The sequence below is a fragment of the Streptomyces sp. L-9-10 genome (assembly GCF_004151105.1).
Lineage (GTDB): Bacteria > Actinomycetota > Actinomycetes > Streptomycetales > Streptomycetaceae > Streptomyces.
This window is the reverse complement of record NZ_PHRF01000115.1, coordinates 23,592-34,342: the sequence shown is the minus strand read 5'-3', so window position 1 is coordinate 34,342 and position 10,751 is coordinate 23,592. Positions and strand designations below refer to the sequence as shown.

Below are 10,751 nucleotides of genomic sequence, written 5' to 3'. Positions count from 1 at the left end.
ATCACCCACCCGTGGGCGCACCGCGGCCGTCGCCGCGCGGGCCGGCGCGCCCGCCGGACCTGATGGATCCACCGTCCGCCGCCCGGCACACCGCGCCGCGCCCTGCCGTGCCGCGCCCTTCCGTGCCGCGCCCTTCCGACGGATCATCAGATCGCATGTGCCGTGTGTTGCCGCGACATTGCGGGTTCATGGCCATGCGCGCGGCGCGCTTCCGGCCATGACACGGCGGCTCTACGGTCCGTAATCAAGCGATCCCGCCAGTCAAGCGATCCCGCTGCCACAAGAACCCGTGCGAGGCCTGATATGAGCCAGCCCGTCGACTCCATCACCGGGGGACACACTCCCGAGGACACCTCCCGGCAGGACGCCGGGCCCTCGTGGTCCTTCGAGACCAAGCAGATCCACGCGGGGGCCGAGCCCGATCCGACGACCGGCGCCCGCGCGGTGCCGATCTACCAGACGACGTCGTTCGTCTTCAAGGACACCCAGCACGCGGCCGATCTGTTCTCCCTCGCCGAACCCGGCAATATCTACACCCGGATCCACAACCCCACGCAGGACGTCCTGGAGCAGCGGATCGCCGCCCTGGAGGGCGGGGTCGCGGCCGTCGCGCTCGCGTCGGGGCAGGCCGCCGAGACGCTGGCGATCCTGACGCTGGCCCGCGCCGGGGACCACATCGTCTCCAGCACCTCGCTGTACGGCGGGACGTACAACCTCTTCCGGCACACGCTCCCCCGGTTCGGCATCGAGGTGTCCTTCGTCGACGACCCGGACGACATCGACGCCTGGCGGGCCGCCGTACGCCCCCACACGAAGGCGCTGTTCGCGGAGACGCTGGGCAATCCGCGCGGCAATGTCCTCGACGTACGGGCGGTGGCGGACGCGGCGCACGACGCCGGACTGCCGCTGATCGTCGACAACACCGTCCCGACGCCCTATCTGCTCCGTCCGATCGAGCACGGCGCGGACATCGTGGTGCACTCGGCGACGAAGTTCCTCGGCGGACACGGCACCACCATCGGCGGGGTGGTGGTCGACGGGGGCACCTTCGACTTCGGCGCGCACGCCGAGCGGTTCGCGGATTTCCACACCCCGGACGACAGCTACCACGGGCTGCGCTACTGGCCGGATCTGGGCGCCGGCGCCTTCGCGGTGAAGCTGCGGGTCCAGCTGCTGCGCGACATCGGCCCCGCTCTCTCCCCGCACTCCGCGTTCCTGCTGCTCCAGGGCGTGGAGACGCTCAGCCTGCGCGTCGAGCGGCACACGTCCAACGCGCTGGCCCTCGCCGAGTGGCTGGAACAGCGCGACGAGGTCGCCGCCGTCCACTATCCGGGGCTGGCGTCCAACCGCTGGTACGAGGCCGGGCGGCGCTACCTCCCGCACGGCGCGGGCGCGGTCCTCGCGTTCGAACTGCGCGACGGGGTCGAGGCGGGCAAGAGGTTCGTGGACGGGGTCGAGCTCTTCAGCCATCTCGCCAATATCGGTGATGTGCGCAGCCTCATCATCCATCCGGCGTCGACCACCCACAGCCAGCTCGGCGAGGAGGAGCTCGCGGCGACGGGCACCGCTCCGGGGCTGGTGCGGCTCTCGGTGGGGCTGGAGAACGTGGCCGATCTCAAGGCCGATCTGGAGGCGGGGTTCCGCGCCGCGAAGGCGGCGTCCTGAACACCTCCGCCGAACCGGTCACGCTCCCCCTCCCGCCGGCCACCGGTGGCTGGCAGGAGGGGGATCCGGCCGGCCGCCGCTCCTGGGTGACGCTCGACGGTCCGCTCCCGCTGGAGGCGGGCGGAGCGCTGCCCGGGGTCCGGCTCGCGTACGAGACCTGGGGGCGGCTCGCCCCCGACGGCTCGAACGCGGTGCTGGTCCTGCACGCGCTGACGGGGGACAGCCATGTCGCGGGACCGGCGGAACCGGGGCATCCCACTGGGGGGTGGTGGGATGCCCTGGTCGGCCCCGGCCTGGCGCTCGACACCGGCCGGTGGTTCGTGGTCGCCCCGAACGTGCTCGGCGGCTGCCAGGGCAGTACGGGCCCCTCGTCGGCGCGGCCGGGCGGGGGCCGCTGGGGGCCGGAGTTCCCGTATCTGACCCAGCGTGACCAGGTGGCCGCCGAGGCGGCCCTCGCCGACGCGTTGGGGATCGCGCGCTGGGCCGCCGTCATCGGCGGGTCCATGGGCGGTATGCGGGCGCTCGAATGGGCTGTGGGACGGCCGGAGCGCACGGGCTCGCTGCTGGTGCTCGCGTGTCCCGCCGCCGCCTCCGCGGAGCAGATCGCCTGGGGCTCCGTCCAGATCGGGGCGATCCGCTCGGACCCGGCATGGCAGGAGGGCCGTTACCACGACGCCCCGGCCGGTGGCGGTCCGTACCGGGGGCTGGGGATAGCCCGCCGTATCGCGCATGTGACCTATCGCAGCGAGCCGGAGCTCGGCGCGCGGTTCGGCCGGGGACCGCAGCCGGGCGGCCATCCCTGGCGGGGCGGCCGGTACCAGGTCGAGTCGTATCTCGACCATCACGCCGCGAAGCTGGTACGCCGGTTCGACGCGGGGAGTTATGTGACGCTCACCGAGGCGATGAACGGCCATGACGTGGGCCGGGGCCGCGGTGGCGTCGCGGCGGCCCTGCGCCGGGTCCGGATGCCGGCCCTGGTCGCCGGGGTCGACTCCGACCGGCTCTATCCGCCGGCCCAGCAGGCGGAGCTGGCCGCCGCCATCCCCGGGGCCGACCGGCTCAGAACCATCGGGTCGCCGTACGGACACGACGGCTTCCTGATCGAGACCGCGCAGGTGGGCGCTCTGATCGAGGAGTTGCTGTGCCAGGCGTGAGACACCTGGTGGTCCGACGGGGCGGCCGGCCCACCGGGTGTCACGGAGCGGCGGGCACCGTGGGCGTCGCGGGCAGCAGATGGTCGCCCGTCTTGTCCGTGCTCAGGCAGAGCGAGCAGACCACCGCGTCGTGGGTGAGGCAGGCGGCCAGGTCGGGCCGTTCGAACTCCTGCCGGCACACATGGCAGGCGTAGGTCGTCGCGCCGGGGTTTCCCTCGGCGTCGAGCAGCGGCTCGTCGATCCCGTCGTCGGTGCGCCGCAGATAGTAACGGCCCTTGGTGGCGACGGCCATCAGCGGGGTGACGACGAACGCGATCAGGGCGGCGGCGACGGGTGAGTACGGCTGGAGCGTGTCGCCCAGCGCGTGGAAGTACATGGCGATCGAGAGTCCGGACGCGGCGACGAAGGCCACCACGCCCACCGGGTTGACCGCGTAGAGCATGCCACGGCGGAACTCGGGTGCGTGCGGGGAGAGTTTGAGCAGATATTTGTTGATCATGATATCCGTGGCGACGGTCACGACCCAGGCGATCGCGCAGTTGGAGTAGAACCCCAGGATGCTGTTGAGGAAGCTGAACATGTCGGCCTCCATCAGGATCAGCGCGAACGCCAGATTGACCAGGACGAAGATCATGCGGCCCGGGTAGTGCTTGGTGACGCGGGTGACGGAGTTGGTCCATGCCAGCGAGCCCGAGTAGGCGTTGGTGACATTGATCTTGATCTGGCTGATCACGACCAGCACCACCGCCAGCGGTACGACCAGCCAGGACGGCATCATCGCGTCGAAGGCGCCGCGGAACTGCTGAATGGGTTCGGTGGCGGCCGCCGGCCCCACCTCGGAGAGGATGTACACGGCCAGGAAGACCCCCATGGCCTGTTTGAGCGCGCCGAGCACCACCCAGCCGGGGCCGGCCATCACCACGGCCGTCCACCAACCGCGCCTGTTCGCCTCGGTCTTGGGCGGCATGAAGCGCAAGTAGTCGATCTGCTCGCCGATCTGGGCGATGAGCGACAGGCACACGCCCGCGCCCAGTAGTACGGAAGCGGTGTTGACGCCGCCGTCGCCGTCGGTTCCCGCGTACGCGAGGAAACGGTTCACCGTGTCCGGGTCGTTGGCGACCAGATAGACCAGCGGACCGACCATCAGCAGCAGCCAGACGGGCGTCGTCCAGACCTGGAGTTTGCTGAGCGCCTTCATCCCGTAGATGACCAGCGGGATCACCATGAGGGTGGAGACGAGATAGCCCAGCCACAGCGGCAGCCCGAAGCCCAGTTTCAGCCCCTGCGCCATGATCGAGCCTTCGAGGGCGAAGAAGATGAAGGTGAAGCTGGCGAAGATGACACTGGTCAGCACGGACCCGTAGTAACCGAAGCCGGAGCCGCGGGTGATGAGGTCCAGATCGATGTTGTACCGCGCTCCGTAGTACGCGAGCGGGAATCCGGTGATGAAGATGACGGCCGCCGCGAGGCCGATCGCGGCCAGCGCGTTCCCGGTGCCGTGGGTGAGCCCGATACCGGCGCCGATGGAGAAGTCGGCGAGATAGGCGATGCCGCCGAGCGCGGTGGTCGCCACGACCATGGGCGTCCAGCGGCGGTAACTACGCGGCGCGAACCGGAGGGTGTAGTCCTCCAGGGTCTCGCTGACCGCCCGGTCGCCGGTTCTCGTGGTGTCCGCCGCGGTCGCGGCGGCCGTCCCGGCCTGATGGGGCTCCGGGTGGCTGTCGGGGGCTATCAGCCGTGGTTCTGTGCTCATGCCACGCCTCCTGGGGTCCGGGGTGGGGGCGGGAGCGGCTTCCCTCGCGGGGGACCTGCCCACGCGGGGACAGTAGGCAGCCGGTGTTTCCCACCGGCGTTCGCCGGATGACGGAGAGGTTTCCGGGCCGGGCGCCGTCGCGACCATGGGCGGGGGGTGTTCCACGGGCCGCGCCTACGATGGGCGCATGCCCGGACGCCATGGATCCTCAACAGCGAGCGATGCGCATCAACACACGCCCGGCGCCTCCGAGCTGGCCGCGGCGGCGTCCGTCTTCTCGCTGCTCGCCGACCCCACCCGGCTGCATCTGGTGTGGCTGCTGACCCGCGGTGAGTCCGATGTGACGGCGCTGGCGGCCGCGTGCGGAGCGGCGCGGCCCGCGGTGAGCCAGCATCTGGCCAAGCTGCGGCTGGCGGAACTGGTGCGGTCGCGCAAGGACGGCCGTCATGTCGTCTACGCGCTCACGGACGGCCATCTCCGCCGGCTGGTGGTGGAGGCGATCAGCCACGCCAACCACCAGGTCACCGGCGAGCCTTGGCACGACTGAGACTCCCCGGCCTGTCCCCTGCGGCGTGATGCGCACCCCAACTGCGCACCCCAACACGTGCATGGATGCGCACACGTGCATTAGATTGGGATGACGCACCCGGCCGCCGGTCAAGGACAGTCGTATGCTCACCGTGCTGCGCAACCGCACCTATCGGCATCTCTTCGCGGCGCAGGTCGTCGCGCTCGTGGGAACCGGGCTCGCGACGGTCGCGCTGAGCCTGCTGGCCTACGACCTGGCGGGCGCGGACGCGTCCGCCGTCCTGGGGACGGCCCTGGCCGTCAAGATGGTCGCGTACGTGGGCGTCGCACCGGTCATCGGCGCCTTCACCGACCGGATTCCGCGCCGTGCGCTGCTCGTGTCGACGGATCTGGTCCGCGCCGGTGCCGCGCTCTCGCTGCCCTTCGTCTCCCACGTCTGGCAGATCTATGTCCTGATCTTTCTGCTGCAATGCGCCTCGGCGGCCTTCACCCCGGCGTTCCAGGCGACGATTCCACGACTGCTGCCCGAGGAGCGCGACTACACCCGGGCCCTGTCGCTCTCGCGGCTGGCGTATGACCTGGAGAGTCTGTTCAGTCCCGCGCTGGCCGCCGCGCTGCTGACCGTGATCTCCTACAACTGGCTCTTCGCGGGCACCGCGCTGGGTTTCCTGGCCTCGGCCGCGCTGGTGGTCTCCGTACTGCTGCCCCGGCCGGCACCGGTGGAACGCGGCGGGGGCGCTCGCGCGAAGGTGTCCTCCGGCGCCCGGCTGTTCTTCGCCACCCCGAGGCTACGGGCGCTGCTGTGCCTCGATCTGGCGGTGGCGGCGGGCGGCGCCATGGTCACCGTCAATACGGTGGTGCTGGTACGCGGCGGTCTCGACCGGACCGCCGGGGATGTCTCGCTGGCGCTGGGCGCCTTCGGCGGCGGGTCCATGGCCGCCGCTCTTCTGCTGCCCCGGCTGCTCGACAGGACCGGTGACCGTACGGTGATGCTGCCCGCGGCGTTCGTGCTGCCGGGGGTGCTGGCCGCCGTCTCGCTGGGCACGGCCGTCGCACCCGGCCGGTGGGCGTGGCCGGCTCTGCTCGCCGCGTGGACGCTGCTGGGGATCGCCTCGTCCGTGGTGCTCACCCCGAGCGGGCGGCTGCTGCGCCGCTCCGCGGCTGCCGCCGATCTCCCGGCCGCGTTCGCCGCGCGCTTCTCGCTGTCCCACTGCTGCTGGCTGCTCACGTATCCCCTGGCGGGATCGCTGGCCGTGGGGGCGGGCCTGCCCACGGCGGCCGGGGCGCTGGCCGGGGTCTCGCTGGCCGCCGCCGTCGCGGCGGTGACCCTCTGGCCGCGCCGGGACCCCGGCCACCTCGGTCATGTGCACCGCGCACTCCCCGCGGGACATCCGCACGTACGGGACGCGGTGGCCACCCACGCCGGGTGGTGGCACGGCCACGACTACCGTATCGACGCCCTCCACACGCGCTGGCCCACTCCGGCGCGGACCTCCGCCGAGGTCTGAGAGCGGCCCGACGGGCCTCACCGGCCCGCGGCATCCCGACAGCTCCGAGCCGACCGCATGGCGAGACGCCGGTCCACAAGGCGGAAACCGGCCCTTATGCTCGTACCCATGTCCGCACCCGCTCGCCTCCTCTGTCTCGCGCTCTTCGCGAACTCGGCGTGGTGTGTCGACGACGGCCTCTGTCGCCGCCCGGCCTGTCCCCGCCCCCGCTGTCGTCGCTGAACCTGCCGCCGCCGAGTCCCGTCGGCGCCGAGCCCGCAGCCGACGAACCCCTGGCCGCTGAGCCCTCTTCGCGGACGCCTTCCGCCATGATCTCGGCAGCCACCCGTGTCACGTCGGCCCCTCCCGTATCCCAGCCCGTCCCCGGAGATCCCGCAATGACCGCACCGCCCGTGGAGGCGACGAAGTCCGCCGCCCTGCTCGCCCCCTCCCCCACCTCCGTACCCCGTCCCGACGCTCCCCCGGCCCCGCCCGTGCGCCGGGTGCCGCTCGTCGTGTCCTCGCTGATCGCCGTGGCGCTGACCGGCTATGTGTGGTCCGCCCACGGGGCCCGGCCCGGTGTGCTCCTGCTGCTCGGCCTCGGTCTCGGCGTGGCGCTCTTCCACTCGCGCTTCGGCTTCACCTCCGCGTGGCGGCAGCTCGTCGCCGTCGGCAACGGCACCGGCCTGCGCGCCCACACCCTGCTGCTCGGGACCACGGCGACGCTGTTCGCGCTGCTGATCGGCACCGGCACCGGCCTCTTCGGTTCGGTGCCCGCGCCGTCGGCCGGAACCCTGGGCGTGGGGCTGCTGGCCGGTTCGTTCCTGTTCGCCGTGGGCATGCAGCTCGGCGGCGCCTGCGCCTCCGGGACCCTGTTCGCGGTCGGGTCCGGACAGTCGTCCATCGTGCTCACCCTCGGTGGTTTCATCGCCGGTTCGACCCTCGCCGCCTGGCAGTTCGGCCTCTGGAAGGACCTGCCCGCGTTCGAGCCTGTCGTCCTGGCCGACCACGTCGGCTGGTTCGGCTCCTGGGCCGTGACCATGGCCGCGCTCGCGCTCATCGTGCTCGTCTCGCGGCGTGTCCAGGCCCGCCGCAACCCGCCGCCGACCGGCCCCGTACCGTCCGCGCGCGGCGCCGCAGCACGCGTGCTGCGCGGCTCCTGGCCGCTGGCCGCGGGCGCCCTGGCGCTGTCCGTGCTCGGCGCCGGCGTCCTGCTGGTCTCCGGCGGTGCCTGGGGCGTCACCAGCGCGTTCAGCCTGTGGGGTGCGGAGCTGGTACGCGCCCTCGGCGGGCACCCGGAGACCTGGACGTTCTGGCAGCAGCCCAACAACGCCGGGATGCTGGCGGGCCCGGTGCTCGCCGACAAGAACAGCCTGACCGACATCGGCATCATGATCGGCGCGGCGGTGGCGGCGGCGCTGGGCGGCACCTGGACGCTCCATCGCGGCGTGCCGTGGCGGACCGCCGTCGCCGCGGTGCTGGGCGGTGTGCTGATGGGGATCGGCGCCCGGCTGGCGGGCGGCTGCAATATCGGCGCCTACCTGGCGGGCATCGCGTCGGGCAGTCTGCACGGCTGGATCTGGGGGGCCGTCGCGATCCTGGGCACCTGGGCCGGCCTGAAACTGCGTCCGCTGTTCGCGCTGAGCAACCCCAAGCCGGGGGACGGGATCTGCTGAGCACCACCGGCGTGGCCCGGGGGGCTGGGAGCGGGCTCCCGCTCCCAGCCCCCGGGACCTCAGGACGCCCCCGGGACCCCAGGACGAACTCGGGACCTCAGGAACGCCAGTCGACCTTGAACACCCACACGTGCCGCCCGGACCCGCGTGCCGCCGACGGTACGTCGATGACCAGCGAGCCGCCGGTCGTACGCCAGCTCAGCGGCCGGTCATGGCCGAGCAGTGTCACCCGGTCCCCGGGCCTGACGGGCACCGGAGCCCCGACCGTGAGGGTGCTGCCCGGCCGGGTGAGCGAGTGGATGTAGAACGCCTTCTCCGGCCGGACCGTGAAGCGCAGGTCCTCACCGAGCTGCGGCATCCTCGCCCAGTACGTACTGCCGTAGATCGCCTCGCCGTTGACCTTCAGCCACTCCCCGGTCTCCCGGAGCCTGCGCTCCATGATCTCCGGAATGGTGCCGTCGGCGCGCGGGCCGATGTCGAGCAGGAAGTTGCCGTTCTTGGAGACGATGTCGACGAGGGAGTGGATGACTTCCTCGGTCGTCATGTACTTGTCGTCGGGGGTGGCCCGGTTGTAGCCGTAGGAGCGCGGGTCCAGCCCCCGGCTGGCCTCCCACTTCGCGGTGACGACCGAGTCGTACGTGGTGTACTCGGGCGTGGTGAAGTCGTGCGGGCCGATGCCCGAGCGGTTGTTGACGGTCACCTCGATGGGGCGTGCCCGGTTCTTGGCGTGGTTGAAGTACTCCGCCAGGACGCGATGGCTGTCGTTCTCGCCGCCGATGTCGCACCAGAGGATCTCGGGGTCGTACTCCTCGATCAGCTCCAGCATCTGCGGGGCCTGGAGGTCCTTGATGTAGTCCTGGCCCGCGAAGTGGCCGGTGTACGGGACGGGTTCCAGGGTGTACGGATTGCGGGGCGCGTGCCCCTCCCAGGGGTGGTCGGGGTTGAACCACTCCGGCATCGAGAAGTACAGACCGCGGTGCAGCTCCGGTGTGTAGCGGCGGGACGCGTCGAAGAGTTCCCTGATCAGATCGCGCTTCGGGCCCATCTTCACGGAGTTGCGGTCGGAGACCTTGGTGTCCCAGAGGGCGAAACCCTCATGGTGCTTGGAGGTCAGGACGTGGTACTGGGCGCCCGCGTCCCGGAACAGCTCCACCCAGGAGCGCGGATCGAACCGTTCGGCGCGGAAGAGCGGGATGAAGTCGTCGTAGGCGAAAGACTCACCGTAGGTCTGGCGGTGGTACGCGTACGTCGGGTTGCCCGGGTCCTGCATCTGGGACCAGTACCACTCGGCGTACTGCACCCCGACCGGCGCCCACGCGGGCACGGAGTAGACCCCCCAGTGGATGAAGATGCCGAACTTCGCGTCCTGGAACCAGTACGGCGCCTGATGGGTGTTCAGGGAGTCGTCGGTGGGCCGGAAGTCGGGCACTCCCAGGGTGAGGGAGCGGCGCGCCTCGGCGGCCTGCTGGCCCCGGCCGCGGGCGACGATACGGCCGTTCCCGCCGGTGCCCGGCGGAGTGCCGGGGCCGGGCCGGATGCCGATCCGTACGCGGGTCTCCTCGCCGGGAGCGAGCCGGGTGACACGGGCGGGTGCGACCGTACGGGCTCCCGGGACGTCCACGGAGAGGGTGAGCCCGTCGGCGGCGAGGATGGCCACCGTCCCCGCGTTGACGACCGTGGCCTCGACGCTCTGGGCGCCGTGGTCCAGTGCGGAGGTCGTCGAGCGCGCGCCGCGGAGCGCCAGCGCCCGGCCCTCGGCGGCCGGCTGGAGGGAGAGCGCGAAGACGTGCAGCGAGGAGGAGTTCGCCTCGGCGGGGCGGGTGACCGGCAGGGTGAGGGCCACCGCCTCCCTGCCCGGGTCGAGGGCGACCGCGGAAGCGGCGATCACGACCTGGTGCGGGTCCTCGGCGCCGGTCGGACCGTAGCGGTACGGGGCGACGAGGGCGCCCGTGCCCGCGTACCAGTCGGGGCCGCCGAGGGCGGCGGTCGAGGTGGTGCCGTCCGCGTAGTGGACGGTGGCCTCTCCGGAGGTCTCGCCGTAACTGCTCGCCGTCAGGAAGTGGCCCGACAGGTACCGGCCCGGGGGCAGTTCGACGCGCTGCCCGAGCGCGACGATGTTGTTCCTCGCCCCCGCCGTGGCGGCCGGGAAGAGATAGGTCAGTCCGTCGATCTCCACCTCCCCCGTGGGCAGTTCCTCGCCGGGGAAGGTGTAGCCGGAGCCGTCGAAGTTCCCCCCGCGGGCGTCGGCGGTGTCGATGCCGTCGTTGTCGAACCACCGCTCCAGGGGTACGGGGAGAGCGGCCGGGACCGTGCCCCAGTCGCCGTCTCCCCCTTCCGTTTCCGTCCCCGTCCCGGTCCCTGTTTTCGTCCCCGGCAGTGTGGTGCGCGGACTCGCGTCGGCCGTGGCCGGCTGGACCAGAGCGGCGCCGATTGCCGCCCCTGCCGTCATTCCGAGTACATGGCGTCTGGGAAGTTCCGTCATGAGATC

7 protein-coding genes are annotated in these 10,751 nt (G+C 71.7%); 5 read left to right on the top strand and 2 right to left on the bottom strand.

Annotated elements, in window-relative coordinates; genetic code table 11:
* Nucleotides 1-303 precede the first annotated feature (303 nt).
* Together CU044_RS27170 and CU044_RS27165 are read left to right on the top strand one after the other, a co-directional pair.
* Entirely contained in the window at nt 304-1,665 is a 1,362-nt protein-coding gene (locus tag CU044_RS27170; RefSeq protein ID WP_129771398.1) for a bifunctional o-acetylhomoserine/o-acetylserine sulfhydrylase, read from the top strand.
* Entirely contained in the window at nt 1,662-2,819 is a 1,158-nt protein-coding gene (locus tag CU044_RS27165; protein WP_129771397.1) for a homoserine O-acetyltransferase, read from the top strand. The genes CU044_RS27170 and CU044_RS27165 overlap by 4 nt, the downstream gene beginning before the upstream one ends.
* 40 nt (nt 2,820-2,859) lie before the next feature.
* Here the strand turns inward: CU044_RS27165 and CU044_RS27160 are convergent, their stop codons facing one another.
* A complete protein-coding gene (locus tag CU044_RS27160) occupies nt 2,860-4,572 on the bottom strand; it encodes an allantoin permease (RefSeq protein ID WP_129771396.1) in 1,713 nt (570 codons plus the stop codon).
* A 187-nt stretch (nt 4,573-4,759) separates the two neighbouring features.
* On the opposite strand from CU044_RS27160, the gene CU044_RS27155 reads away from it, so the two are divergent.
* From CU044_RS27155 to CU044_RS27145, 3 genes are all read left to right on the top strand, one after another.
* A complete protein-coding gene (locus tag CU044_RS27155) occupies nt 4,760-5,119 on the top strand; it encodes a metalloregulator ArsR/SmtB family transcription factor (protein ID WP_129771395.1) in 360 nt (119 codons plus the stop codon).
* A 124-nt stretch (nt 5,120-5,243) separates the two neighbouring features.
* Nucleotides 5,244-6,608, top strand: coding sequence for an MFS transporter (locus CU044_RS27150; RefSeq protein ID WP_129771394.1), 1,365 nt, complete (start codon nt 5,244-5,246; stop codon nt 6,606-6,608).
* Between the two features lie 377 nt (nt 6,609-6,985).
* Nucleotides 6,986-8,263, top strand: a complete 1,278-nt coding sequence (locus tag CU044_RS27145; protein ID WP_129771393.1) for a YeeE/YedE family protein — start codon at nt 6,986-6,988, stop codon at nt 8,261-8,263.
* Nucleotides 8,264-8,360: 97 nt separating this feature from the next.
* On the opposite strand, the gene CU044_RS27140 is transcribed toward CU044_RS27145, so the two are convergent.
* The gene (locus tag CU044_RS27140; RefSeq protein ID WP_129771392.1) at nt 8,361-10,745 is read right to left on the bottom strand and encodes an alpha-L-fucosidase; all 2,385 of its coding nucleotides are present in this window, start codon (nt 10,743-10,745) and stop codon (nt 8,361-8,363) included.
* Nucleotides 10,746-10,751 lie beyond the last annotated feature (6 nt).

Bases quoted from the DNA above. Each gene is read 5' to 3' on its own strand.
- CU044_RS27170 (WP_129771398.1), top strand. From the start codon at position 304: ATGAGCCAGCCCGTCGACTCCATCACCGGGGGACACACTCCCGAGGAC.
- CU044_RS27160 (WP_129771396.1), bottom strand. From the start codon at position 4,572: ATGAGCACAGAACCACGGCTGATAGCCCCCGACAGCCACCCGGAGCCC.
- CU044_RS27155 (WP_129771395.1), top strand. From the start codon at position 4,760: ATGCCCGGACGCCATGGATCCTCAACAGCGAGCGATGCGCATCAACAC.
- CU044_RS27150 (WP_129771394.1), top strand. From the start codon at position 5,244: ATGCTCACCGTGCTGCGCAACCGCACCTATCGGCATCTCTTCGCGGCG.
- CU044_RS27145 (WP_129771393.1), top strand. From the start codon at position 6,986: ATGACCGCACCGCCCGTGGAGGCGACGAAGTCCGCCGCCCTGCTCGCC.
- CU044_RS27140 (WP_129771392.1), bottom strand. From the start codon at position 10,745: ATGACGGAACTTCCCAGACGCCATGTACTCGGAATGACGGCAGGGGCG.